The 24,151-nt window shown below is 68.9% G+C and carries 22 protein-coding genes; 8 read left to right on the top strand and 14 right to left on the bottom strand.

The annotated features are described in order from the left end of the window. Nucleotides 1-12 precede the first annotated feature (12 nt). From LGR69_RS18345 to LGR69_RS18355, 3 genes are all read left to right on the top strand, one after another. A complete protein-coding gene (locus LGR69_RS18345) occupies nt 13-261 on the top strand; it encodes a hypothetical protein (protein WP_230366901.1) in 249 nt (82 codons plus the stop codon). A 5-nt stretch (nt 262-266) separates the two neighbouring features. Continuing rightward, a complete protein-coding gene (locus LGR69_RS18350; RefSeq protein ID WP_230366902.1) occupies nt 267-488 on the top strand; it encodes a hypothetical protein in 222 nt (73 codons plus the stop codon). 97 nt (nt 489-585) lie between these two features. After that, on the top strand, nt 586-1,473 hold the full coding sequence (locus tag LGR69_RS18355) for a cation diffusion facilitator family transporter (RefSeq protein WP_007561721.1): 888 nt from the start codon (nt 586-588) through the stop codon (nt 1,471-1,473). Nucleotides 1,474-1,562: 89 nt separating this feature from the next. Here the strand turns inward: LGR69_RS18355 and LGR69_RS18360 are convergent, their stop codons facing one another. The 10 genes from LGR69_RS18360 to coxB all read right to left on the bottom strand — a co-directional run bounded on the left by LGR69_RS18360 (nt 1,563) and on the right by coxB (nt 10,937). After that, nucleotides 1,563-2,819 carry an SfnB family sulfur acquisition oxidoreductase gene (locus LGR69_RS18360; RefSeq protein ID WP_230366903.1) on the bottom strand — a complete coding sequence of 419 codons (1,257 nt, stop codon included), beginning with the start codon at nt 2,817-2,819 and terminating at the stop codon, nt 1,563-1,565. A gap of 49 nt (nt 2,820-2,868) precedes the next feature. Beyond that, a complete protein-coding gene (gene sfnG, locus LGR69_RS18365; protein WP_230366904.1) occupies nt 2,869-3,984 on the bottom strand; it encodes a dimethylsulfone monooxygenase SfnG in 1,116 nt (371 codons plus the stop codon). Nucleotides 3,985-4,189: 205 nt separating this feature from the next. Then, on the bottom strand, nt 4,190-4,948 hold the full coding sequence (locus LGR69_RS18370; RefSeq protein ID WP_230366905.1) for an SURF1 family protein: 759 nt from the start codon (nt 4,946-4,948) through the stop codon (nt 4,190-4,192). A gap of 8 nt (nt 4,949-4,956) precedes the next feature. Then, complete coding sequence (locus tag LGR69_RS18375; protein WP_230366906.1) at nt 4,957-5,331, bottom strand: DUF983 domain-containing protein; 375 nt, start codon at nt 5,329-5,331, stop codon at nt 4,957-4,959. Between the two features lie 146 nt (nt 5,332-5,477). Next, a complete protein-coding gene (locus LGR69_RS18380) occupies nt 5,478-6,338 on the bottom strand; it encodes a cytochrome c oxidase subunit 3 (RefSeq protein WP_007561728.1) in 861 nt (286 codons plus the stop codon). 140 nt (nt 6,339-6,478) lie between these two features. After that, nucleotides 6,479-7,090 carry a cytochrome c oxidase assembly protein gene (locus LGR69_RS18385; RefSeq protein ID WP_007561730.1) on the bottom strand — a complete coding sequence of 204 codons (612 nt, stop codon included), beginning with the start codon at nt 7,088-7,090 and terminating at the stop codon, nt 6,479-6,481. An 8-nt stretch (nt 7,091-7,098) separates the two neighbouring features. After that, nucleotides 7,099-7,263: a hypothetical protein gene (locus LGR69_RS18390; RefSeq protein ID WP_007561732.1), complete on the bottom strand. Its 165-nt coding sequence runs from the start codon at nt 7,261-7,263 to the stop codon at nt 7,099-7,101. Between the two features lie 5 nt (nt 7,264-7,268). Further along, nucleotides 7,269-8,216, bottom strand: a complete 948-nt coding sequence (locus LGR69_RS18395) for a heme o synthase (RefSeq protein ID WP_091860048.1) — start codon at nt 8,214-8,216, stop codon at nt 7,269-7,271. A 202-nt stretch (nt 8,217-8,418) separates the two neighbouring features. Continuing rightward, nucleotides 8,419-10,047: a cytochrome c oxidase subunit I gene (ctaD, locus tag LGR69_RS18400; RefSeq protein ID WP_007561735.1), complete on the bottom strand. Its 1,629-nt coding sequence runs from the start codon at nt 10,045-10,047 to the stop codon at nt 8,419-8,421. A gap of 50 nt (nt 10,048-10,097) precedes the next feature. Further along, on the bottom strand, nt 10,098-10,937 hold the full coding sequence (gene coxB / locus LGR69_RS18405) for a cytochrome c oxidase subunit II (RefSeq protein ID WP_050736199.1): 840 nt from the start codon (nt 10,935-10,937) through the stop codon (nt 10,098-10,100). 299 nt (nt 10,938-11,236) lie between these two features. Here coxB and fdhD point away from each other — a divergent pair, with 299 nt between their 5' ends. Then, the gene (gene fdhD / locus LGR69_RS18410) at nt 11,237-12,079 is read left to right on the top strand and encodes a formate dehydrogenase accessory sulfurtransferase FdhD (protein WP_230366907.1); all 843 of its coding nucleotides are present in this window, start codon (nt 11,237-11,239) and stop codon (nt 12,077-12,079) included. A gap of 2 nt (nt 12,080-12,081) precedes the next feature. Here fdhD and LGR69_RS18415 read toward each other — a convergent pair whose 3' ends face one another. Beyond that, nucleotides 12,082-12,963 (bottom strand): hypothetical protein, encoded by an 882-nt coding sequence (locus tag LGR69_RS18415; RefSeq protein WP_230366908.1) that lies wholly within the window; start codon nt 12,961-12,963, stop codon nt 12,082-12,084. Between the two features lie 540 nt (nt 12,964-13,503). Here LGR69_RS18415 and gltB point away from each other — a divergent pair. From gltB to LGR69_RS18435, 4 genes are all read left to right on the top strand, one after another. Beyond that, complete coding sequence (gltB, locus tag LGR69_RS18420; RefSeq protein ID WP_370881355.1) at nt 13,504-18,219, top strand: glutamate synthase large subunit; 4,716 nt, start codon at nt 13,504-13,506, stop codon at nt 18,217-18,219. A gap of 13 nt (nt 18,220-18,232) precedes the next feature. Next, a complete protein-coding gene (locus LGR69_RS18425; protein WP_230366909.1) occupies nt 18,233-18,469 on the top strand; it encodes an AbrB/MazE/SpoVT family DNA-binding domain-containing protein in 237 nt (78 codons plus the stop codon). Then, nucleotides 18,470-18,871, top strand: a complete 402-nt coding sequence (locus LGR69_RS18430) for a type II toxin-antitoxin system VapC family toxin (RefSeq protein WP_230366910.1) — start codon at nt 18,470-18,472, stop codon at nt 18,869-18,871. It abuts the gene before it with no gap. Nucleotides 18,872-18,939: 68 nt separating this feature from the next. Continuing rightward, nucleotides 18,940-20,373 carry a glutamate synthase subunit beta gene (locus tag LGR69_RS18435; protein ID WP_007561741.1) on the top strand — a complete coding sequence of 478 codons (1,434 nt, stop codon included), beginning with the start codon at nt 18,940-18,942 and terminating at the stop codon, nt 20,371-20,373. 54 nt (nt 20,374-20,427) lie between these two features. Here the strand turns inward: LGR69_RS18435 and LGR69_RS18440 are convergent, their stop codons facing one another. From LGR69_RS18440 to galE, 3 genes are all read right to left on the bottom strand, one after another. Next, nucleotides 20,428-21,864, bottom strand: a complete 1,437-nt coding sequence (locus tag LGR69_RS18440) for an SGNH/GDSL hydrolase family protein (protein WP_230366911.1) — start codon at nt 21,862-21,864, stop codon at nt 20,428-20,430. A 79-nt stretch (nt 21,865-21,943) separates the two neighbouring features. Further along, the gene (locus tag LGR69_RS18445; protein WP_230366912.1) at nt 21,944-23,149 is read right to left on the bottom strand and encodes a lytic murein transglycosylase; all 1,206 of its coding nucleotides are present in this window, start codon (nt 23,147-23,149) and stop codon (nt 21,944-21,946) included. 4 nt (nt 23,150-23,153) lie between these two features. Further along, nucleotides 23,154-24,146 carry a UDP-glucose 4-epimerase GalE gene (gene galE, locus LGR69_RS18450; RefSeq protein WP_230366913.1) on the bottom strand — a complete coding sequence of 331 codons (993 nt, stop codon included), beginning with the start codon at nt 24,144-24,146 and terminating at the stop codon, nt 23,154-23,156. Between the last annotated feature and the right edge of the window lie 5 nt (nt 24,147-24,151).

Genomic DNA, 24,151 nt, shown 5'->3' on the forward strand with positions numbered 1-24,151 from the left:
GAGGCCCGACATATGCCCTGGTACGCCGTGCGACCCCGCGATGCCGCCGATCCCCGCTGGCCGCTGCCCGGCACCGAGCAGATCGTCCTCAAAGCCGAGGATCCGGACAACGCCCGCGCCAAGTTCGAGGAAGCCTATCCGAGCGAGCCCTTCCGCAGCCCGGCCGTGCCGGTGCCGAATACCGGGGCGGGAAGCTTCCGGGGCGACGCGGAGGCGCTGATCGTCTCGGAAACCGCCGAGCCGGCTTCACCGCGGGACTGAGCACGATGCTGAAGACGAGCCGAATCGGTCGCGTGACCCTGGATGGCCAGCTCATCGGCTATTGGGACCGCGAAGCGGCACGCCTGGAGGCGATCGCGGCGTCGGCGCGCTTCGGCTGGCAGCGGCGCCGGATCCTGCGGAAGGTGGCGGATGCGCGGGCCAAGGCCGAACGCAGCCGCCAGCGCGAAGCCGCCCGGAGCCCGGCCGCACAGCCCACCCAGGCATAGCCGAAGCTAAGACTCTTTCGCCAGCGTCGAAGCTTTGCCGTGGCCTGAGGCAAGCTGCATCCCGTATGGGCACGTCGACCCGTGATCGGCGCATCCCATGGACCGGACCCAGAAAGCAGCCCTCCTCAGCGCCGGTATCGGCCTCGTCGTGACCGTGCTGAAGTTTTACGCGGCCTGGCTCACCAGCAGCCTGGCGCTCTACTCGGACGCGCTCGAGAGCATCATCAACGTGGTCGCGGCGGTCGGCGCCTTCGTGGCCCTGCGGGTGGCCGCGCGCCCGGCCGACGCCGAGCATCCCTACGGGCACCACAAGGCGGAATTCTTCTCCGCGGTGATCGAAGGCGCGCTCATCATCGTGGCCGCGATCCTGATCCTGCGGGAGGCCTATTTCGGCCTGCTGGCGCCGAAGCCCCTCGACGCGCCGGCCCTGGGCCTCGCCATCAATCTCGGGGCCGGCGGGATCAACGCCGCCTGGGCCTGGGCGCTGATGCGCTGGGGCCGGGCCTGGCGCTCACCGGCGCTGATCGCGGATGCGCGCCACATCGTGGCCGACGTCGTGACCTCGTGCGGCGTCCTCGTCGGCGTCGCCGCGGTGTGGCTGACCGGCTATCCGATCCTCGACCCGGCGGTGGCCGGCTTGGTGGCGCTCAACATCCTCTGGTCCGGCTTCCGCATGGTCCGCGAATCGGTCGACGGGCTGATGGATCGGGCGGCGCCGGCCGACATGGTCTGCGAGATCCGCTCGCTGATCTCCCGCCACGGGGAGGGCGCCCTGGAAGCCCACGATGTCCGGACTCGCTCCGCCGGACAGGCGACCTTCATCGATTTCCATCTCGTGGTCCCCGGGACCATGACCGTCGAGGCCTCGCACGCCATCTGCGACCGGCTCGAGAATGCCCTGGAAACCACGATTCCCGGGGCGGTCGTCACCATCCATGTCGAGCCCGGCGAGGAGGCCAAGGCCCGGGGCCTGCCGGTCCTCTGACTCGCACGGGTTCCGCATCCCGTACACCAAGCGTGTCGGCGTCCCGGAGCCTGCCGCCGGGACGCCGACACGGATTTTCAGTTCACGGGTCAGCTCCAGGCGTGGAACGGCGGCGCGATGCCGTTCAGCGCGTGGTTGCCAATGATGGCGACCTTCCAGCGGACCGGATCGTGCAAGGTATGGGTCCGAGCGTTGCGCCAGTGCCGGTCGAGATTCTCGGCGGCCAGCGTCGAGCGGGTGCCGGAGAGTTCGAACAGCTTGTTGGAGGCGGCCAGGGCGATATCCGTGGTCAGCACCTTCGCCTCCGCGACCGCGAGCTGCGCGGCGGCGACGCTCTCCGCATCCGGCCGGGCCACCGCCGCGTCGAGGGCGAGCCCGGCCTTGTCGAGCAGGGCTTCGGCCGCATGCTGGCGGATGGTGAGGTTGCCCACCGCCTGGATCGTGTAGGGGTCGTCGGAGGCGCGTTCCTGCCCGCTGTCGATCCAGGGCCGCGCCTTCTCGCGCACGAAGCGGATCGTGTCGTTCAGGGCCTCGCGGCCGATGCCGGCATCCACCGCCGCCTGGATGATCTGGAAGATCGCCCCGTCCGCGCTCGGCGCCTCGTAGCCCCTCCAGGCTGGGACCAGGTGGGTCTTCTCCACCCGGACATCCTCGATCAGCACAGTACCGCTCGCCGTGCCGCGCTGGCCGAAGCTCGACCAATCGTCGATCACGCTGAGCCCGGGCGCGTCCCGCTCGGCGATGGCGTACCAGGCCCGCCCCTCGGCATCGAGGGCGACGATCGGCACGAGATGGGCCAGCAGCGCCCCGGTGGCGTAGAATTTCTGGCCGCGCACGATCACGTGGTCGCCGTGATCGGTGAACCGGGTCTCGAAATCGGCCGCCCGCTTGGTCCCGCGCTCGGAGAAGGCGTTGCCGAACCGGGTGCCGCGCAGGACCTCCCCGAACAGCAGCTGCTTCTGCGGCTCGTCCGAGACCGTCCGGATCGCCGCCACGATTCCCAGATGGTTCTGCGCGATCTGCCCGATGGCCGGATCGGCCGCCGAGATGATCGCGATGACCTGCGCCAGCGTCTTGTAGGAGACCTCCGGGCCGCCATAAGCCTTCGGCACGTTGATCGACCACAGGCCGCTCTGGGAGAAGGCGTCGAGTTCGGCCAGGGGCCGCGCGTGGTTCCGGTCGCGTTCGGACGCGCCGAGGCGGAACTCGGCGGCCAGGCGGTGGGCCACCGCCAGGGCCTCGGCATCGTCACGGATCACGTGTGCGGGGGAGGGCGGGCGCGCCGGGCCTGGGACGCCCTGGCGTGTCTGGGTTTCGAGCGTGCGCGCATCGACCGCGATGTTCATGGCTCACTCCGAATGGGACGGTTTCGTCTGATGAGATCAGGCGCGGCGATCAGGCCGCCTCGGCGCGGCTCTCGCGCGCGGCCTCGAGCGCCCTGACCCGCGGGATCACGTGGGCGCCGAAATACGCGACCTCCTCCTGGAAATGCAGGAAGGCCAGCAGGGCGAGGTCGGCCCCGGCATCCTTGAGCGCCAGAATCCGCTCGGCGATCTGGTCCGGCGTGCCGATCAGGTTGGTCTTGAAGCCGTCGTTGTACTGAACGAGGTCGTTGAAGCTCGATTTCGCCCAATTGCCCTCGCCCTCGGGGGAGGCCTTGCCGGCGTTCTTCACCTCGTGGCCGAACGCCTTCACGGCATCCGGGTCGGCGTTCTCGATGATCTCCTGGAGGACGGCACGGGCCTCCTCCTCGGTGTCCCGGGCGATCACGAAGGCGTTCACGCCGATGCGCGGGCGGTTGCCGGTTTCGGCGGCCTTGGCGCGGATGTCGTCGACCTGGGCGCGAATATTCTCCGGCGTGTTGCCGTTGGTGAAGTACCAATCCGAGACGCGGGCCGCCATGTCGCGCGCCGCCCGGGACGAGCCGCCCTGGAAGATCTCGGGCAGCGGATCGGCGGGCTTTGGCTTCAGGGTATAGTCCGTGTAGCGGTAGAAATCGCCCCGGAAGGTGAAGTTGTCCTGCGTCCAGATCCCCCGCAGGCTGCGGATGAACTCCTCGGAGCGGCGGTAGCGCTCGTCGTGATCGAGCCAGGGCTCGCCGATCGCCCGGAACTCGCCCGAGAACCAGCCCGACACGATGTTGACCGCGATCCGGCCGTTAGTGAGCTGGGAGATCGTGGCGATCTGCTTGGCCGCCAGCGTCGGATGCCAGGGGCCCGGCAGGAGCGCCGCGATCACCTTGAGCCGGGACGTCGCGGCCAGCAGCGCGTGGCTGAACGCCACCGATTCGTGCTGGTACTCGGCCCCGTAGCCCGCGGTGAAGCGGATCTGGGTCAGGGCGTAATCGAAGCCCGATTCCTCGGCGATCTGCGCCAGGCGGCGGTTGTAATCGGCGTCCCAGCTCGTCCGCTGCGGGATCTTGCTGATCACCAACCCCCCGGAGACGTTGGGCACCCAATAGGCGAAACGGATCGGATCAGGCGGCGTGTCTTGGACGAAACCGACGGTCATGGCGCGCTACCTCGTTCGCGCGGAGGCGTTGCTCCGCAGCGTCTGCGATGGGTCGCGGCAAACTGAATACAGGATGCAGATTGCGCGACCGCTCAGGAACACGCAAAGTATTCTGGCTTAGAGGCCACAGGTCAAAGGAAGGCGATGCCGTTTTCGTGGCGATCCGGATGGCATTCTTCTGCCAGAGCCTGCGCCCGATGCGCCTTTATTCTTTGACTGTGCCGGCAGCGTCCGAATCGTGCAGGCGGCGATAGGCGAACACCCCGAAGACGCCGATCAGGCAGGCAGCCAGCGCGAACCACGTGAACGCGTATTGCAGGTGGTTGTTGGGCAGATCGACCTTCAGCTGGCCGCCGCGGGGCCACGTCGTCTGGCCCGGCACCGCGTCCGCCTCGATGAGGTAAGGCGCCGCGTCCGTGATGCCGCGCGCGGCGGCGATGCCGGCGACGTCGCGGTTGAACCACTCGCCCCGGGCGGGATCCGCCTCCGGCACGAACATCGCCCGCGGTTCGCTGGCCCGGAGGATCCCGGTCACCGTGGTCGGGCCCTCGATCAGGCCGTCCCTGCGATCGGCCTGGGCCTTCAGCTCGGTCGGGACGAAGCCGCGGTTGATCAGGACCGTGCCGCCGTCCGCCCGCAGGAGCGGCGTGATCACGTAGTAGCCTTGCAGCGCCCGGCCGGGCGTCTCGCCGGCCGCCAGACCGTGGACCAGGGCTTCGCGATCGTTGGCGAAGCGGCCGGACACGCGCACGTGGCGGAACTCGTCCCGCGCCGGATCCCAGGCGTCGGGCGCCGGCGGCGCCACCGGCTCGGCCCTGGTCTGGCGGACGATCCGCGCGATCAGCTCCTCCTTCCAGGTCTTCCGCTCGATCTGCCAGATCCCGAGGCCGAGCAGGATCGCCAGGGCGATCAGGGAGGCGATGCCGGGCGCGACGAGATCGCGCCAGGCGGCTGCGCGCGGCATAGCTCGGCTCACTGCTCGAAGCGCCCCTGCTCGGCCTTGTTGCTGTACTGGAGCGCGATCAGCATGCCCTTGAGCGGCCGGACCAGGATCAGGCTCAGGCCGATCGACAGGGTGCCGGCGACCAGCGCGTGGACCCAGATCGGCGGCTCGTAGGTGATTTCCATCCAGAGGGCCAGGCCGACCACGAGGAGGCCGACGATGGACATGACGAAGAAGGCCGGTCCGTCGGCCGAATCGAAGCCGGCATAGTCGAGGCCGCAGGCCTCGCAAGACGGGCGCAGGGTCAGGTAACCCTGGAACAGATGGCCCTCGCCGCAGCGCGGACACCGACCGCGCAGACCCGTGGCGACGGGCGGCGGCTGCGGGTAGGTTCTTTGGTCCACGTCAACACTCCAGACCGGCCCGGGAAGCCGCGTTCGCGCCGCCCGGCCGCCCCCACCGATATGGGGATCGCGCTGCGTTGAACACGAAAAAGGGCGGCCTGAGCCGCCCTTTCACAGGCCCGCCATGCGGTGGCGGGATGGATGCTTCAGTGCGCAGCGCCGTGGAAGACGCCCGAGCCCCAGACGTAGATCGCGGCGAACAGGAACAGCCACACCACATCGACGAAGTGCCAGTACCAGGCCGCGAATTCGAAGCCGAGGTGCTGGCGCGGCGTGAACTGGCCCGCATAGGCGCGGAACAGGCAAACGGCCAGGAAGATCGTGCCGATGATGACGTGGGCGCCGTGGAAGCCGGTCGCCATGAAGAAGGTCGACGAGTAGATGCTGCCGGAGAAGCCGAACTCCGCGTGGCTGTACTCGTAGGCCTGGCAGGCGGTGAACAGCACGCCGAGGATGATCGTCAGCCACAGGCCGTATTTCAGGCCCTTGCGGTCGCCGTGCAGCAGGGCGTGGTGCGCCCAGGTGACGGTAGTGCCGGAGGTCAGCAGGATCAGCGTGTTGAGCAGCGGCAGATGCCAGGGATCGAACGCCTCGATGCCCTTCGGCGGCCAGACGCCGCCGGTGAACTCGACTCGGGAGACCTGGATCGGGTCGGCCGTGTAGAGGGCCGCCTCGAAGTAGGCCCAGAACCACGCGACGAAGAACATCACCTCGGAGGCGATGAACATCATCATGCCGTAGCGGTGGTGGAGCTGGACGACGCGCGTGTGATCGCCGGAATTGGCCTCGTGCGCCACGTCCTTCCACCACGCGAACATGGTGTAGAGCACGCCGATCGTGCCGAGGCCGAAAATGTAGGGGCCCGGGGTCAGCGTGCCGATCTGGAGGCTCTTCATCCAGAACACGGCGCCGAACGCCATCAGGAAGCCCGAGAAGGCGCCCATCAACGGCCACGGACTCGGGTTCAGAATATGGAAATCGTGATTCTTGGCGTGCGCCTCGGCCATCGTCCCGTCGCTCCTCACCCTGACGCCCCGCGCCGTTCCCGGCATCCGGCCTATCGCTCTTGGCCGGGCGCCGCATACAGGGCGCCCAAGCTTGTCCGCACACTTAGTCGGTGCTGACCTCTGTTGTCACGCATGCGCGATCAGAAATCGCGCTTCGTGCCCGAAGCCCCTGTGGTCGCGACCGCCGCCGTCACCGGCTGGCCGTTCTTCGAGGCGAAATAGGTATAGGACAGCGTCATCTCGGAGAGATGCGCGGTGTTCGAGTCCTCCCGGACGGCCGGATCGACGTAGAACACCACCGGCACGTCCAACGTCTCCCCCGGCTGGAGGGTCTGCTCGTTGAAGCAGAAGCAGGCGATCTTCACGAAATAGCTGCCCATCAGGCCAGGCTGGACGTTGAAGGTCGCCACGCCGGTCGAGGGCTTGCTGCTGGTGTTCTGGACCCGGAAGAAGACCGTCTTGGTCTCCCCCAGCTTCGCCTCGACGTTGTTCGCCTCGGGTATGAACTTCCACGGCAGACCGGGGGCGACGTTGGTGTCGAAATGGACGACCATGCTGTCGTCCGCGCGGGCCGCGGAACTCGCCAGGGCCGGACCCTGGCGCGGCGTGCCGTCATAGCCGGTCGCCTTGCAGAACGCGTCGTAGAGCGGCACCGACGCGAAGGCGAGACCGATCATGCCGAGGGCCAGGCCGGCGCAGGCAATCGCCGTGCGTCGGGCACCGCGGCTGGATGGGGGGCGGGATGCGGTCATCGTGCGCCTCAGAGCGGTCGGCTGAGGATCTGCGGGCCGAGCTTGACGATCGTCAGCACGAAGAACAACAGGACCCAGGCGCCCAGCGCCAGAGCGATCGCCACCGAACGCTTGCGGCGCCGCGCCTCTTCCGCGGGGGTGAGCTGACGCTGCGGGACCTCGGGATCCGGCATCGCGGTCAGACCAGCGGCCGGAACAGGCCGAAGCTCTGCTCGGCCAGCAGCGCCGAGAACAGCGCGAACAGGTAGAGGATCGAGAAGCCGAACATGCCCATGGCGGCCCGCTTCTCGGCCTCGCCCTCGCGGTTCTTCAGGACGCGGATGCTGAAGGCCAGCATGCCGAGGCCGCCGAGGACGCCGATCACCGCGTAGAGCAGGCCACCGAAGCCCAGGGCCACCGGCACGAGGCCGAGCGGGGCGAGGAACACAGTGTACCAGACGATCTGGCGGCGGGTGGAGGCCGGGCCGGCGACGTTGGGCATCATCGGGATGCCGGCACGGGCATATTCCTCGGCCTTGATCAGCGCGAGCGCCCAGAAGTGGGGCGGCGTCCAGATGAAGATGATCGCGAACAGGACCAGGGATTCGATCCCGACCGAGCCCGAGACCACGGCCTGACCGATCACCGGCGGGAGCGCGCCGGCAGCACCGCCGATCACGATGTTCTGCGCGGTCGCCCGCTTCAGCCACATCGAGTAGATCACGGCATAGAAGACGATCGTGAAGGCGAGCAGACCCGCAGCGAGCCAGTTCGCGGCGAGGCCCAGCACCAGCACGGAAGCCACCGACAGGAACAGGCCGAAGCCGAGCGCCTCCTCGGAGGAGATCCGGCCGGCCGGGATCGGGCGCTGCGCGGTCCGGGTCATCACGGCGTCGATATCGGCGTCCCACCACATGTTGAGGCAGCCGGAGGCCCCGGCGCCGACCGCGATGGCCAGCAGCGAGATCACGCCGATCGCCGGCTGCACATGGCCTTGCGAGACGACCATGCCGACCAGGGCGGTGAAGATGACGAGGACCATCACCCGCGGCTTGAGCAGGGCGAAATAGTCCGGCACGTCGCCGCCGACGGCCGTGAAGGCCGGGGCCGGTGCGTCCGGTCCGATCGTGTTGGTCAGGCTCGTCATCGCGTCTGCCGCTGCTGTATCGGCGCCCGGCCACGCGCGTCACGGCCGGGTCGCGTTTCGAAATCGACTAGTTCCAAGGGTCGGCGCGCGTGGAACACGCGGCCCGTGCGGATCGCCCGTCTCGGTCGCCCTTGCCGGGAGGTCGCCGTCGCGGCCTCCGGGGAAGGGCGAGGGCCGCGGATGCGGCCCTCGCGAGGATGGATCAGTGCGCGCCCGGCTCGTCGACGATGCGCGGCAGCGTCTCGAACTGGTGGAAGGGCGGCGGGGAGGGGAGCGTCCACTCGAGGGTGGTCGCGCCTTCGCCCCACGGATTGTCCGCAGCCCGCTCCTTCGACCGGAAGGCCAGCACGACGCCGATGATGAAGACGAACATGCTGAGGCCGAAGATGTGGCCGCCGTAGGTGGAGACCTTGTGCCAGGCCGCGAAGGCATCCGGATAGTCGGCGTAGCGACGCGGCATGCCGGCCAGGCCGAGGAAGTGCATCGGGAAGAACAGGACGTTCGCGCCGATGAAGGCCAGCCAGAAGTGCAGCTTGCCGGCCCATTCCGGGATGATGTGGCCGGTCATCTTCGGGAACCAGTAGTAGACACCGGCGAAGATGATGAACACCGCGCCCAGCGACAGCACGTAGTGGAAGTGCGCCACGACGTAGTAGGTGTCGTGCAGGTACTTATCGACCGCCGAGTTGGCCAGCACGACGCCGGTCACGCCGCCGACGGTGAACAGGAAGATGAAGCCCACCGCCCAGTGCATCGCCGCGGTGAAGCGGATCGAGCCGCCCCACATCGTGGCGATCCACGAGAAGATCTTCACGCCCGTGGGCACCGCGATCACCATGGTGGCGAACACGAAGTAGGACTGTGTCTGCAGCGACAGGCCGACCGTGTACATGTGGTGGGCCCAGACCACGAAGCCGACGACGCCGATCGCGACCATCGCGTAGGCCATCGCGAGGTAGCCGAAAACCGGCTTGCGCGAGAAAGTGGCGATGATGTGCGAGACGATGCCGAAGGCCGGCAGGATCATGATGTAGACTTCGGGGTGACCGAAGAACCAGAACAGGTGCTGGTACAGGATCGGGTCACCGCCGCCGGCCGGGTCGAAGAAGGTCGTACCGAAGTTGCGGTCGGTGAGCAGCATCGTGATGGCGCCCGCGAGCACCGGCAGCGACAGCAGCAGCAGGAAGGCGGTGACCAGCTCGGCCCAGGCGAAGAGCGGCATCTTGTGCAGCGTCATGCCCGGGGCGCGCATGTTCAGGATCGTGGTGATGAAGTTGATCGCCCCGAGGATCGAGCCCGCGCCGGACAGGTGCAGGGCGAAGATCGCGAAATCGACGGCCGGGCCGGGATGGCCGGCGGTGGAGAGGGGCGGATAGACCGTCCAGCCGGTGCCGGCGCCGGATGCGCCCGGGGCGCCCTCGACGAACAGCGAGCACAGCAGGGAGCAGAAGCCCGCCACCGTGAGCCAGAACGAGATGTTGTTCATGCGCGGGAACGCCATGTCCGGCGCGCCGATCATGAGGGGCACGAACCAGTTGCCGAAGCCACCGATCAGTGCCGGCATCACCATGAAGAACACCATGATGAGGCCGTGGCCCGTGACGAACACGTTGTAGGTCGCGGGATTCGAGAAGTACTGCAGCCCCGGCTCCTCCATCTCCATCCGGATACCGAAGGAGAGGAACGCGCCGATCATGCCGGCGCAGAAGGCGAAGAGCAGATAGAGGGTGCCGATGTCCTTGTGGTTCGTCGACAGGAACCAGCGGGCGAAGAACGACGGCTTATGGTCGTGGACCTCGTGGGCCTCGGCATGGGCTGCGGCTGTAGCCATGGATTCGGGTGCCTTGTGGATCTGACGGGTTCTGTTCGGTCAACCGGAGCTTAGCGAGCCTCGGCGAAGCTCGTGCCGTTGTCGATGCGGGCGTACTTGGTCTTCGCCTCCTTCAGCCAGTCGGCATAGGCCTGCTCGCTGACCACACGCACGACGATCGGCATGTAGGCATGACGCTGGCCGCAGAGCTCGGAGCACTGCCCGTGGAACGTGCCTTCCTTGTCGGCCCGGAACCACATCTGGTTCAGGCGGCCCGGAACGGCGTCGATCTTGAAGCCGAAGGCCGGCATCGCCCAGGAATGCAGCACGTCCGCGGCGGTGACCTGGATCTTCACGATCTTGCCCAGCGGCACGACCATCTCGTTGTCGGTCTGGAGCAGGCGGGGCTGCTTGTCCTCGTCGATGTTGGCATCGAACGTGAAGCCGCCGCCGGCCTCGGTCTGCGGGTACTCGTAGGACCAGTACCAGGCGTGACCGATCACCTTCACGATCATGTCGGCCTTCGGATCGGCCAGCTGCGTGCGCAGCAGCCGGAAGGACGGGATCGCCACGGCGACCAGGATCAGCACCGGCACGATCGTCCAGGCGATCTCGATCGCGGTGTTGTGGGTGGTGCGCGACGGGGTCGGGTTGGTCTTCTCGTTGAAGCGGAAGACGCACCACAGGATCAGGGCCAGCACGAAGACCGAGATGGCCAGCGAGAGCCAGTGCAGGCCGATCTCGAAGCTGAGGATGTCGCGCGCGTTCTCGGTGACCGGGATCTGCCGGCTCATCTCCCACGGCACCGGCTGTCCGAAGCCGGCCGCGAGCGCACCGGATGTCGAGGTGAGCAAAGCGCCGAGGGCGGCGAGGCTCCAGGGTGATCGGGTGATCGTCCGCACCGTCCGCATCTGCCTCTCGTTGCTCCCCGTACGATTTGGTTTACCGGCGGCCTTTCCCGTCTTGATTGAGCGCGGGATGGTGCCGACGTGACGGACTGCCGGTTGTGTTACCCGGCGTGTATCCGATCGCGGCTTCAGATCACAAGGGCGGTCGGGGTGCAACCGCACAAGCGTCGCAGCGCGCCGATTCCAGCGCTTTCCCGAGCCGCCGGAGCGATGTTGGCCGGGCATTTCGCTGCCTTCGATTCTGTTCGGACGCCTCGGAAACGCGGTGTCAGCAATGCTATGGGACCGCGTCGGAGCATTGGATGTTGATGAAACCTGAGGCGCGCACGCTGGGGCTTCCGCCTTGCACGGTCCGGGCACCGATGCAGGTCGTCGCCTACACGGCCGGTAATCCCGAGCCGGGGATGCGGTCTTTGGCCGTAGAGGCGCCGGTCAACCTCATCTACGGCAGCGTGCCGCATGCCGTGATGATGGCGACGCCGGCCGACCTGGAGGATTTCGCCTACGGCTTCAGCCTGACGGAGGGGATCGTCGAATCCGGAGATGAGATCCGCGAAACGCGGGTCGAAGCCGCGCCGGATGGGCTGCGCCTGCATGTCGAGCTCGCCCCCGGCCGCTTGCGGGAGCATCTGGCGCGCAAGCGCGCGATCAGCGGCCGGACCGGCTGCGGTGTCTGCGGGATCGAGGATCTGGCCGAGCTGCCCAGGGCCGAGATGCGGGATGCGCCGGATGTTCGCGTCACGCTCCCGGCAATCGCCCGGGCGCTCGCCGGGCTCGATGCCGCGCAAGTCCTGGGTGCCGAGACCCGGGCGGTTCACGCCGCGGCCTGGGCCCGGCTCGACGGCACGCTGGTCGCGGTGCGGGAGGATGTCGGCCGGCACAATGCCCTGGACAAGCTGATCGGCGCGCTGATGCGGGAAGGCACCGACACCGCCGACGGCTTCCTGGTGATCACCAGCCGGTGCTCGTTCGAGATGGTCGAGAAGGCCGCGCGGCTCGGCGCCGCCGTGATCGTCGCAATCTCGGCCCCGACCTCTCTCGCCCTGGAGCGCGCGACGATGCACGGGATCACCCTCTGCGCGATCGCCCGCTCCGACACGCTGACCGTCTTCACCGGGGCCGAACGGCTGGTCCCGGGCGCGTAGCGCTACTGAGCCGCGGAGGTCTCTTTCTCGGACGGGCCGGGGACGATGGTGGCGCCGCCGATGATTCGCACCGGCTTCTTGTCCGGCGGCGGATCCTTCCAATCCTGCGCCGCAGGCTTGGGCGCCTCGGCCACGGCGCCCGAGGCCGGCTTGGCCGGCGCGGCATTCGCGGGGGCCGGATTCGCCTCCGGTGCCTTCTCGATCGCGGCGGATTTGGTGTCCGGCTTCGCCGCGTCCACCGGATCGGCCTTGGCCGCCTCGGCGGGTGCGATCTTGGGTGCCGGCGCCTCGGGCGTCGTGCGCAGCGCGGGCTTCGCCTCCGGCTGGCGACCGGGCTGGGCCGCCCGGGCGACCTTGCGCGGCGCATCCGGGCGCGCACGGCCGTCGGGATTGAGCCCATCGGGATTGGCATCCGGGCGCAGGGCCTCGGGATTGGCACGGCGCAGCGGCCGGGCGGCCGGGGGCGGGACGTCGTCGGGCGTCGCCGGCCGCAGGATACGGCGCGGCGCAGCGTCCTCCTCGGTCCAGCCGAAGCCGGGGGCGGGCCGCTCGAGCCGGGCATAGCTCTCCGGTGCGCCGAGCCGCTGCCGCCCGACAATCGCGCCCGCGGCGGGATCGACGAACAGCCGCATCGGAACGCCCGTGGGGCTGACGGCGTCGACGACGTAGACGCGCCCATCGAAGCGCGGGCGGCTCACACCGCTGAACCCGCGATCGGCCAAGCGCCACGCGATCACACGCGGCGGGAGGATCTCGTCTTCGAAAGCGAATTGCGCGCTGGCGCCGTGGCAGAGAGCCAGGAGCGCGCTGCCGGACACCAAGGCCGCACAGAGGGCACGCGTCGTTGCGCGCCGGGCGCGGCTGGCCAGTCTGTTCTCGCTCATCACTCTGGTGCGTTCCCGTCTTGGAGACCCGGCAGAGTAACCGGTTCCGGCATGGTCCGGGCCGGTTTGCCCAGACCTCGACCATGCCGGCGAGGTCGTTGCCCCGCATGCCGCTTGTGCTCGGCATGGGTCGTAGACCGCGTGATTCGGGCGAGATTGCGGAAGACACTGGTGAACAGGCGTTTAAGCCAAGTCGCCGATGCCGCGCCTACGCGCTTGCGCAGTCCCTTGCTGAAACGGTTTCAATCTGCCAATTTTGCGACTTAGGACAGTACGACTGTCCCATTGGCCGCGCATGCGAGCCGTCTCCGTCTCGCGCGCCAGCGAGAAATCCGGCAGATGGTGTCGAGCGCGTCAGCGCGCCGCTCCTGGAGCGGTCCGGGTTCTCGATGAACGGAGGTCGACGGACACGTCCCTGTGGGGACCGACCGGATCGCCTGCGGCATCGGGTCGGGGCGCCGGCCGGTTGTGGCTCGCGGGCATGGAACATGCTCGCGGACGCGCCGACGGTGGGGGATCGAGGGAAGGACGAGACGAAGCATGGCCCAGCGCGGACCCGCCGAAGAGTTTGCCGCTTCCGAGTTCCAGGCTGTCGCCCCGCGCGGCGGCGCGATGCCGCTCACGGTGCGCGATCCCGCTCTGCCCAAAGCCCAGGGCGCCTACGATCCGGCCAATGAGCGCGATGCCTGCGGCGTCGGCTTCATCGCCGACATGCACGACCGCCGGACCCATGCCATCGTCCAGCAGGGCCTGAAGATCCTGGAGAATCTCGACCATCGCGGCGCGGTGGGCGCGGATCCGAAGATGGGCGACGGCTGCGGTATCCTCACCCAGATTCCGCACGGCTTCTTCGCCGACGAGTGCTCGCGGCTCGGCTTCGAGCTGCCGCCGGCGGGGCAATACGCCATCGGCCAACTGTTCATGCCCAAGGCCGAGGAGCCTCGGGCGATCATCCAGGGCATCATCGAGGCGGCCCTGGCGGATGAGGGCCTGCCGCTGCTCGGCTGGCGCGACGTGCCGGTCGACCCGGAGGATCTCGGCGTCGCCGTGAAGGCCACCGAGCCGCATCACCGGCAGGTGTTCATCGGTCGTCCGGCCTCGGTCACCGACCAGGATACGTTCGAGCGGCGCGTCTTCGTTGCCCGCAAGGTGATCTCGAACAAGGTCTACGCCCTCGACGATCCGCGGGTGAAGGAATTCTACCCGGTCTCGGTCTCGACCCGGACCATCGTCTACAAGGGCATGGTGCTGGTCACGCAGATCGGTGACTACTTCCTCGACCTGAAGGACGAGCGGTTCGTCTCGGCGATCGCCCTGGTCCACCAGCGCTTCGCCACCAACACGTTCCCGACCTGGCGGCTGTCGCATCCCTACCGGATGGTCGCCCATAACGGCGAGATCAACACGCTGCGCGGCAACGTCAACTGGATGGCGGCGCGCCAGGCGAGCGTCGATTCGGACCTGTTCGGCAATGACATCTCGAAGCTCTGGCCGATCTCCTACGAGGGCCAGTCCGACACCGCCTGCTTCGACAACGCCCTCGAGTTCCTGGTGCAGGGCGGCTACCCGCTCGCCCACGCCATGATGATGCTGATCCCGGAGGCCTGGGCCGGCAATCCGCTGATGAGCGAGGAGCGGCGCGCCTTCTACGAGTACCACGCTGCCCTGATGGAGCCGTGGGACGGCCCGGCGGCCGTGGCCTTCACGGATGGCCGCCAGATCGGCGCCACCCTCGACCGCAACGGCCTGCGCCCGGCCCGCTACATCGTCACCGATGACGGGCTGGTCGTGCTCGCCTCCGAGATGGGCACGCTGCCGATCCCGGACGAGAAGATCGTCCAATCCTGGCGCCTCCAGCCGGGCCGGATGCTGCTGATCGACCTGCAGAAGGGCCGGATCGTCTCCGACGAGGAGATCAAGGGCGAGCTCGCCGCCGCGCACCCCTATGCCGACTGGGTCAAGAACACCCAGATCGTGCTGGAAGACCTGAAGCCCGTCGTGGCGCGGGAGACGCGCTCGGATGTGAGCCTGCTCGATCGCCAGCAGGCCTTCGGCTACACCCAGGAAGACCTGAAGCTGCTGATGCAGCCCATGGCCGTCACCGGCCAGGAGGCGGTCGGCTCGATGGGCACGGATACGCCGCTCTCGGCGCTCTCCGAGAAGTCGAAGCTGCTCTACACCTACTTCAAGCAGAACTTCGCGCAGGTCACCAACCCGCCGATCGACCCGATCCGGGAAGAGGCGGTGATGAGCCTCGTCTCGTTCATCGGGCCGCGGCCGAACCTGCTCGACATGGAGGGCGCGTCCCGGCGCAAGCGCCTGGAAGTCCGCCAGCCGATCCTGACCAACGGCGACCTCGAGAAGATCCGCTCGATCGGCCATTTCGAGGACCGGTTCGACACCAAGACCCTGGACATGACCTACCCGGCCGAGATGGGCGCGCAGGCCATGGACGGCGCGCTTGACCGGCTCTGCGACCGGGCCGAGGCGGCGGTGCGCGGCGGCTACAACATCATCGTGCTCACCGACCGGGCCGTCGGGCCGGACCGGATCCCGATCCCGGCGCTGCTCGCCACCGCGTCCGTGCACAACTACCTGATCCGCAAGGGGCTTCGCACCTCGGTCGGCCTCGTGGTCGAATCGGGCGAGCCGCGCGAGGTGCACCATTTCGCCTGCCTGGCCGGCTACGGTGCCGAGGCGGTGAACCCCTACCTCGCCTTCGAGACGCTCCTGGCGATGAAGAACGAGTTCCCGCCGGACCTCACGGACGACGAGATCATCTACCGCTACATCAAGGCGATCGATAAGGGCCTGCTCAAGGTCATGTCCAAGATGGGCATCTCGACCTACCAGTCCTATTGCGGTGCGCAGATCTTCGACGCGGTCGGCCTGAACTCGACCTTTGTCAGCCGGGACTTCTTCGGCACGGCTACGACCATCGAGGGCGTCGGCATGGCCGAGGTCGCGGAGGAGACGGTGCGCCGTCACCGCGACGCGTTCGGCGACGCGCCGATCTACCGGAACGCCCTCGATGTCGGCGGCGAGTACGCCTACCGGCTGCGCGGCGAGGCCCATACCTGGACGCCCGACACGATCGCGACGCTCCAGCACGCGGTGCGCCTCAACGTGCCCGAGCGCTACCGCGAATATGCCGCGCTGGTGAACCGGCAGGAGAACCAGCTCAAGACCCTGCGCGGGCTGTTCCGGCTCAAGTCGGCGGCCGAGCTCGGCCGCGCGCCGGTGCCGCTGGATTCGGTCGAGCCGGCCGCCGAGATCGTCAAGCGCTTCGCCACGGGGGCGATGTCCTACGGGTCGATCTCGAAGGAAGCGCACGAGACGCTGGCGATCGCGCTGAATTCCTTCGGCGGACGGTCGAATTCCGGCGAAGGCGGCGAGGAGGTCGAGCGGTTCAAGCCGCTGCCGGACGGGCGCTCGCGCCGGTCCGCGATCAAGCAGATCGCCTCGGGCCGCTTCGGCGTCACGACGGAATACCTCGTGAATTCCGACATGATGCAGATCAAGGTCGCGCAGGGCGCCAAGCCCGGCGAGGGCGGTCAGCTGCCCGGCCACAAGGTCGACGCCAAGATCGCCAAGGTCCGCTACGCCACGCCGGGCGTCGGCCTGATCTCGCCGCCGCCGCACCACGACATCTACTCGATCGAGGATCTGGCCCAGCTGATCTTCGACCTGAAGAACGTGAACCCGTCGGCCGACGTGTCGGTCAAGCTCGTCTCCGAGGTCGGCGTCGGCACCGTCGCGGCGGGCGTCGCCAAGGCGCGCGCCGACCACATCACGATCTCGGGCTATGACGGCGGCACCGGCGCCGCGCCGCTGACCTCGCTGAAGCATGCGGGCGGCCCCTGGGAGACCGGCCTCGCCGAGACCCAGCAGACGCTGGTCCTCAACGGCCTGCGCGGCCGCGTCGCCCTCCAGGCTGATGGCGGCATCCGCACCGGCCGCGACGTCGTCATCGCCGCCCTGCTCGGCGCCGACCAGATGGGCTTCTCGACCGCGCCGCTGATCGCGGCCGGCTGCATCATGATGCGTAAGTGCCACCTCAACACCTGCCCGGTGGGCGTGGCCACGCAGGACCCGGTCCTGCGCAAGCGCTTCAAGGGCACGCCCGAGCATGTGGTGAACTACTTCTTCTTCGTGGCGGAGGAGGTGCGCGAGATCCTGGCCTCGCTCGGCTTCACCAAGCTCGAGGAAGCGGTCGGCCGGTCGGACGTGCTCGACAAGGTCGAGGCCATCGCCCACTGGAAGGCGCGCGGGCTCGACTTCACCAAGCTGTTCCACCGTCCGAAGGTGGCCGAAGGCATCGCCATCCGGCACGTGGAGCGGCAGCACCACCCGATCGACACGGTCCTCGACCAGCGCTTGATCGAGAAGGCCAAGCACGCCATCGAGACCGGCGAGCCGGTGGTCGTCACCGACACGATCCGCAACTCGGACCGGGCCGCGGGCGCGATGCTGTCCGGCATGGTCGCCAAGGCCCACGGCCACGAGGGGCTGCCTGACGACACCATCGTGGTGAAGCTGTCGGGCACGGCCGGCCAGAGCTTCGGCGCCTGGGTCGCGGCCGGCGTCACCATCGAGCTGACCGGCCACGGCAACGACTATGTCGGCAAGGGCCTGTCGGGCGGCAAGCTGATCATCCGGCCGAGCGACGCGCTGAAATCGCCCGCGGACCGGACCATCATGGTCGGCAACACCGTGCTGTACGGGGCGATCGCCGGCGAGTGCTACATCCGGGGCGCCGCAGGCGAGCGCTTCGCGGTGCGCAATTCCGGCGCGATCACCGTGGTCGAGGGCATGGGCGACCATGGCTGCGAGTACATGACCGGCGGCGTCGTGGTGTCGATCGGCGAGACCGGGCGCAACTTCGCGGCCGGCATGTCGGGCGGCATCGCCTACGTGCTCGACGAGGACGGCTCGTTCTCGGCCCGCTGCAACCTCTCGATGGTCGATCTCGAGCCGGTCGAGGAGGAGGACGACCTGATGCGCCGCTTCCACCAGGACGGCGATCTGGAGACCAAGGGGCGCGTCGACATCCTGGCCGACATGTCCGGCCATGACGAGGAGCGCCTGAGCCAGCTGATCACCAACCATCTCAAATATACGGGCAGCCCTCGGGCCAAGCAGATCCTCGACGACTGGGCGAGCTTCCGCACCAAGTTCGTCAAGGTGATGCCGGTGGAATACCGCCGCGCGCTGCGCGAGATGGAGATGGCGCGGATGCCGGTGGCGGCGGAGTAGAGGCGAGAGCACGATGGGCGAACCGGTGGCACGCATCCGCCTGGTCCGGACCCCGGACGGGCAGCGGCTCGACATTCCGCCCGGCTTCATGCTGGGCGGCGACGACGTGCTGCTGCGCCGGGACGGGGCGAGGCTGGTGGTCGAGCCGGTCGGACGTCCCTCGCTGCTGCGCGTCCTCGACAGCTTGGACGACCTCGACGAGGCTTGGCCGGAGATCGCGGACGCGCCGCCCGACGACGTTCACCTGTGAATGCGCTACCTGCTCGACACCAACATCCTCTCGGCGATGGTCCGGTCGCCGCGTGGCCCGGTGGCGGAGCAGGTCCGAAGGGTCGGGGAGACGGAAATCTACACAAGCGTCGTCGTCGCAGCGGAACTGCGATATGGCGCTCTGCGAAAAGGGTCGGATCGGCTGACACGACAGGTCGAAGCGGTGCTTGGCGCCGTCTCGCTCGAACCCTGGCGAGTCCCGTACGACGCGATCTACGCGAACCTACGTCTCGGGCTTGAGCGGGCCGGGACACCGATCGGGGCCAACGACCTGCTCATCGCAACTCAGGCTCTCGCCGATGGGAGCGTACTGGTGACGGACAACACGCGGGAATTCGCGCGGATCAGCGGTTTGGCGATCGAGAACTGGGTTCGCCCGTAATCGATCCCCCCTCCACTGCGGAGCGAGGCGACCCGATGGAAGACATAGCGGCGCGATTGGACTGACCGATGGGCAAGATCACGGGTTTCCTCGAGTTCGACCGGCAGGAGCAGAAGTACCAGCTCGCGGCCGACCGCGTTCGGCACTTCCGCGAGTTCACGCTGCCGCTGGACGAGCACGACCTAACCAAACAGGCGGCGCGCTGCATGGATTGCGGCATCCCGTTCTGCCACGGCCCGACCGGCTGCCCGGTCCACAACCAGATCCCGGACTGGAACGACCTCGTGTTCCAGTCGGATTGGGAGGAGGCGTCGCGCAACCTCCACTCCACCAACAACTTCCCCGAATTCACCGGCCGCGTCTGCCCCGCGCCCTGTGAGGAGGCGTGCACGCTCAACCTCGAGAACCAGCCGGTCGCCATCAAGACGATCGAGCAGGCGATCGCCGACCGCGCCTGGAACATGGGCTGGATCAAGCCCGAGCGGGCCGCAGTCCGCACCGGCAAGCGTGTTGCCATCGTCGGTTCCGGGCCCGCCGGCCTGGCCGCGGCCCAGCAGCTCGCCCGGGTCGGCCACGACGTCCACGTGTTCGAGCGCGAGCCGAAGGCCGGCGGCCTGCTCCGCTACGGCATCCCCGACTTCAAGATGGAGAAGCGCCACATCGACCGCCGCGTGCGGCAGATGGAGGCCGAGGGCGTCGTCTTCCACTACAACCAGAATATCGGCGTGACCAAGCCGGTGGACGAGCTGAAGGCCGAGTTCGACGCGGTGATGTTCTGCGGCGGCGCGGAGGATCCGCGTAACCCGCAGCTTCCCGGTCAGGAGCTGGAGGGCGTCCACTACGCGATGCCGTATCTCGTCCAGTCGAACCGGCGCGTGGCGGCCGAGCCGATGCGCGGCAACGGCGAGGCGCCGATCCTGGCCTCAGGCAAGAACGTCGTGGTGATCGGCGGCGGCGACACGGCGTCGGACTGCGTCGGCACCGCCTTCCGCCAGGGCGCCCTGTCGGTGACCCAGCTCGACATCCGCCCCCGCCCGCCCGAGCGCGAGGACAAGCTGACGGTGTGGCCGTACTGGCCGACCAAGATGCGGACCTCGTCCAGCCAGGCCGAGGGTGCCGAGCGCGAGTTCCAGGCGGCGACCCTGCGGCTCGACGGCAACAAGAAGGGCCGGCTGACCGGCGTGGTCTGCGCGCGCGTCGATGCCAAGCGTCAGCCGATCCCCGGCACCGAGTTCATCCTGCCGGCCGACCTCGTGTTCATGGCCATCGGCTTCGCCGGCTCGGTGCAGAAGGGGCTCCTCGAGCAATCCGGCATCAGCGTGAGCAAGCGCGGCAATGTCGAGGCGAACGAGGAGGATTACCGCACCTCGGACGCGAAGATCTGGAGCGCCGGCGATATGCGCCGGGGCCAGTCGCTGGTGGTCTGGGCGATCCGCGAGGGTCGTCAGGCGGCCCGCGCCATCGACGAGACCCTGATGGGTGCGAGCGTCCTGCCGCGTTAGGCGGCGCCGCGGTTCGCCGGCGCGGGTCGCGAGACCCGCGCCAATTCTGTTTCGTCAGCCGGGCGGCCAGCGGAAATCGTCGGCGCGGCCGGGCTGGGGCGGGGGCGCAGCACCCCGCACGAGCGTCCGCTCGACGGTGCCGAGATTGTCGCCGTCGCGCGGCCGGCCGGTGAGCAACGCTCCGCCGGGGGAGACTTCGGTCCGGCCGAGCGGCACGACCGGGCCGGCCACGGGCTTGACCGGCAGGGCCGGGACCCCGGGCGGCTCCGGCAGGCTCGGCAGCATCGCGGTGATCTGGCGATCGATGGTCGCCGTGTCGGTGGGCTGACCGGAGCCGTCTAGGCTCGGACCCGAGGTCGAGCCCGGAATCCCGGGGGTGATGGTCGCGGTGGGCGGCGGCTCGGTCAACGCCGGGGCGGCGGTGCCCATCAGCCGCTTCAGCTCGACATCGGCGAAATGGGCGAGCTTCCGATCGCCCGCCTTGGTGAAATGCACGCCGTCGGCGGTCCGAAGCTTGGCGATCTGGCCCTCCGGATCAGGGCCGGACGCGGCGTAGCGGTCCCGGTCGTCGACGAAGCCCGGCCAGATGTCGACATAGGTCGCGCCGGCCTTCGTCACGCTGTCCCGGACGATGTCGTTGATGCTGGCGAGGTCCCGGCTCAGCGACTCGCTCTGCACCGGCGGGAGGCCGACCCAGACGAGCGGGATCTTGTGATCGGCGAACACCTTCACGAGGGCGTCCACCCGCGCGCGGTACAGGGCCTTCCAGCGATCGGTCAGCGGTTCGGCCGTCTCCTCACCCTCGCGGATCGGCTGCCGGTCGTTGGCGCCCAGCATCACGAGCCCGTAGCGGACCTTCGGGTTGCCGCGGAGGTAATCCTCGGCACTCTTCGCCCAATCGACCACGTCCTTGCGGACGAGCCCGCTATCGCCCTTCGCGCGATCGACGATGGCGATGTCGGCATTGTCCTCGAAGACGTCGTCGAGGCCGCGGGCGAGATGGTCCGCCAGCGAATCGCCGAACACCGCGATCTGCACGTTCGGCGCGGTCTTGGCGACGGCCGGCTTCGGCGGCGTCGGGGCCCGGGCGGGCCGCTCCCGGCGCTTGACCACGGGCGGAGGCCGTTGGGTGTCGGCGGTGCCGTAATTGCTGCGCGGACGCGGGGCCCGGTAGGTGCGCTCCGGCGCGGGGGCGACCTGTTGCGGCCGATCCTCCCAGGGCCAGTAGAACTGGCGCGGCGCCTCCTGGGGCGGAGCGTAGCGGGGCTGGCGCGCGTAGGATCCGTCGTCGCGGTAATACGCGTCGCGCGGGCGACGCCGCGGGGGCGCCTCGTAATAGGTCCCGTTTCCCGGCTGCTGGTAGCTGTCGCCCCACTGCGCCCGGGCAGGCGTGCCGCCCACCAGCGCAAGACCCGCTTCGCACAGCAGGATGCCCAGCCCCAGGAGGGCCGGACGGGTCGTGCGACGCCAGACAGCGACTTTCATGCGCATCCCGCATTCCAAACGCGACCGGATGCCGATCGGTCCACGGCACTATACGGGAGACCGTCGCGCACGTCTAAACCGGGCGCTATCGACCGGGGCCGTGTCGGTCCCGGACATGGTCGAGAAGGGCCGGCGTGGCATAGCCATCCGCCTGAAGGCCCGCGCCGATCTGGTAACGGCGCACCGCCTCGCGCAGTTTCGGCCCGGCACGGCCATCGTTCGGGCCGTCGTAGACACCGGCCGCTGCCAAGCCGGACTGAAGCGCACGCAGCCCCGCACCGTCGAGCCGCGGGCCCGTCGGCCAGGGCGCCGCCAGGCCCGGGCCGCCGTCGAGGCGGTCGGCGAGGTGCCCGACCGCCAGCGCGTAGGAATCCGAGGTGTTGTAGCCGCGGATCACCTCGAAATTGCCGGTGATCAGGAAGGCCGGCGCGCCGAGACCACCGGGCAGGAACAGGCTGGCCTTGCCCTGCTCCGGCAGGGGCTTGCCGTCCGCGCGCCGGACCCCGCGAGCCGTGAATTTGCCGAGGTCCCCGGTGTAGTCGGCGAGGTCGAACCCTTCGGGCAGGCGCACTTCGTAGCCCCAGGATACGGCCGGATCCCAACCGAGATCCTTGAGGTAGGCCGCGATGGATGCGAGCGAATCCGCGTCGCTCGTCCAGATATCCCGGCGGCCGTCGCCATCGAAATCGACAGCGTGCGCGAGATAGGTCGAGGGCAGGAACTGGACCTGCCCCATGGCGCCGGCCCAACTTCCGCGCATCCGGTCGGCCGTGATGTCGCCCCGCTGGAGAATGGTGAGGGCGGCGAGGAGCTCGTCGCGAAACAGCGTGCCGCGATGCTTCGCCTCCGCCAGGGTCGCGAGCGCCCGGACGGTCGAGACGCTCCCGGCGCTCGCGCCGAAATCCGATTCGATGCCCCAGAAGGCCAGCACCACCGAGCCCGGAACCCCGTAGCGTCGCTCGATGGCCGTGATCGTCTGTGCGAGAGCGGCTGCGCGGGCACGCCCGCGGGTGATCCGGCCGGCCGAGACGGCGCCCACCAGATAGTCCCAGACCGGGCGGACGAACTCGCCCTGCTGCTTCGTCCGGGCCAGGATTCCAGGATCGGGCGCCGAGATGCCCCGGAACGCCGCCGCGAAGGTCTCGGGGGACACGCCGCGGGCTTCCGCATCGGGACGCAGGGACGCGATGAACGCCTGGAATGCGCCGTCGGACGCCGCCGGCTTCGCGGCCGAGGCGAGGCCCGGGGCGAGGCACAGGGCGGCTGCGAGCAGCGCGCGACGGGAGGGCATCGGCTCAGACCCGATTGCGCGTACTGAGTTTGTCCTCCCAGGCGAGCGCCTGGGCGACGATGGCGTCGAGGTCGTCGTGGCGGGGCTGCCAGCCGAGCCGCGACCGGATCCGCCCGGCCTCCGCCACGATCCGCGCCGGATCGCCGGCCCGGCGCGGGCACAGGCGTACCTCGAAATCCCGCCCCGAGATCCGCTTGACCACCTCGATCACCTCCAGAACCGAGTAGCCCCGGCCGTAGCCGCAGTTCAGCGTCAGGCTCTCGCCGCCCCCGCGCAGGTGGTCCAGCGCCACCCGGTGCGCCTCCGCCAGGTCCGAGACCTGGATGTAGTCGCGCAGGCACGAGCCGTCCGGCGTCGGGTAGTCCGTGCCGTAGACGTCGAGCCGCGCCCGCCGCCCGAGCGCGGCCTGGGTCGCCACCTTGATCAGGTGCGTGGCGTCCGGGGTCGACTGACCCGAGCGCCCGGCCGGATCGGCACCGGCGACGTTGAAGTAGCGCAGCACCACGTACGAGAAGCCGTGGGCGGCCGCCGCGTCGGCGATCATCCACTCGCTCATCAGCTTGGAGCGGCCGTAGGGGTTGATCGGGTTGAGCGGCAGGTCCTCGGGCACCGGCACCACCTCGGGCTCGCCGTAGACGGCGGCCGTCGAGGAGAAGATCACGTGGCGCACGCCCGCGCGGGTGGCGGCCTCGATCAGGGCGCGGGTCTTGACCGTGTTGGCGAGGTAGTAGCCGAGCGGGTCGGCGACCGAGTCCGGCACGACGATCCGGGCGGCGAAATGGGCGAGGGCGTCGATCCGGTGCTGCAGGATGGTCTGGGTGACCAGCGCCTGGTCGGCGACGTCGCCGACCACGAGCTTGACGCCCTCGGGCACGGCCCAGTCGAACCCGGTGGACAGGTCGTCGAGGACCACGATCTCCTCGTGGCCCGCGTCCAGCAGCGCCAGAACCATGTGGCTGCCGATATACCCCGCCCCGCCCGTCACCAGAACCGCCATGTCGT

It is taken from the genome of Methylobacterium brachiatum, from assembly GCF_020523825.1.
Classification (GTDB): domain Bacteria; phylum Pseudomonadota; class Alphaproteobacteria; order Rhizobiales; family Beijerinckiaceae; genus Methylobacterium; species Methylobacterium brachiatum.

Excerpts from the sequence above, each read along its gene's own strand:
- sfnG (WP_230366904.1), bottom strand. The coding sequence starts at position 3,984 with ATGACCGTCGGTTTCGTCCAAGACACGCCGCCTGATCCGATCCGTTTC.
- LGR69_RS18395 (WP_091860048.1), bottom strand. The coding sequence starts at position 8,216 with ATGACGAGCCTGACCAACACGATCGGACCGGACGCACCGGCCCCGGCC.
- LGR69_RS18390 (WP_007561732.1), bottom strand. The coding sequence starts at position 7,263 with ATGCCGGATCCCGAGGTCCCGCAGCGTCAGCTCACCCCCGCGGAAGAG.
- LGR69_RS18435 (WP_007561741.1), top strand. The coding sequence starts at position 18,940 with ATGGGCAAGATCACGGGTTTCCTCGAGTTCGACCGGCAGGAGCAGAAG.
- LGR69_RS18380 (WP_007561728.1), bottom strand. The coding sequence starts at position 6,338 with ATGGCCGAGGCGCACGCCAAGAATCACGATTTCCATATTCTGAACCCG.
- LGR69_RS18345 (WP_230366901.1), top strand. The coding sequence starts at position 13 with ATGCCCTGGTACGCCGTGCGACCCCGCGATGCCGCCGATCCCCGCTGG.
- gltB (WP_370881355.1), top strand. The coding sequence starts at position 13,504 with ATGGCCCAGCGCGGACCCGCCGAAGAGTTTGCCGCTTCCGAGTTCCAG.
- LGR69_RS18360 (WP_230366903.1), bottom strand. The coding sequence starts at position 2,819 with ATGAACATCGCGGTCGATGCGCGCACGCTCGAAACCCAGACACGCCAG.
- LGR69_RS18430 (WP_230366910.1), top strand. The coding sequence starts at position 18,470 with ATGCGCTACCTGCTCGACACCAACATCCTCTCGGCGATGGTCCGGTCG.
- LGR69_RS18415 (WP_230366908.1), bottom strand. The coding sequence starts at position 12,963 with ATGAGCGAGAACAGACTGGCCAGCCGCGCCCGGCGCGCAACGACGCGT.
- LGR69_RS18445 (WP_230366912.1), bottom strand. The coding sequence starts at position 23,149 with ATGCCCTCCCGTCGCGCGCTGCTCGCAGCCGCCCTGTGCCTCGCCCCG.
- LGR69_RS18355 (WP_007561721.1), top strand. The coding sequence starts at position 586 with ATGGACCGGACCCAGAAAGCAGCCCTCCTCAGCGCCGGTATCGGCCTC.
- LGR69_RS18350 (WP_230366902.1), top strand. The coding sequence starts at position 267 with ATGCTGAAGACGAGCCGAATCGGTCGCGTGACCCTGGATGGCCAGCTC.
- LGR69_RS18385 (WP_007561730.1), bottom strand. The coding sequence starts at position 7,090 with ATGACCGCATCCCGCCCCCCATCCAGCCGCGGTGCCCGACGCACGGCG.
- LGR69_RS18370 (WP_230366905.1), bottom strand. The coding sequence starts at position 4,948 with ATGCCGCGCGCAGCCGCCTGGCGCGATCTCGTCGCGCCCGGCATCGCC.
- fdhD (WP_230366907.1), top strand. The coding sequence starts at position 11,237 with ATGTTGATGAAACCTGAGGCGCGCACGCTGGGGCTTCCGCCTTGCACG.
- coxB (WP_050736199.1), bottom strand. The coding sequence starts at position 10,937 with ATGCGGACGGTGCGGACGATCACCCGATCACCCTGGAGCCTCGCCGCC.
- LGR69_RS18425 (WP_230366909.1), top strand. The coding sequence starts at position 18,233 with ATGGGCGAACCGGTGGCACGCATCCGCCTGGTCCGGACCCCGGACGGG.
- LGR69_RS18440 (WP_230366911.1), bottom strand. The coding sequence starts at position 21,864 with ATGCGCATGAAAGTCGCTGTCTGGCGTCGCACGACCCGTCCGGCCCTC.
- ctaD (WP_007561735.1), bottom strand. The coding sequence starts at position 10,047 with ATGGCTACAGCCGCAGCCCATGCCGAGGCCCACGAGGTCCACGACCAT.
- galE (WP_230366913.1), bottom strand. The coding sequence starts at position 24,146 with ATGGCGGTTCTGGTGACGGGCGGGGCGGGGTATATCGGCAGCCACATG.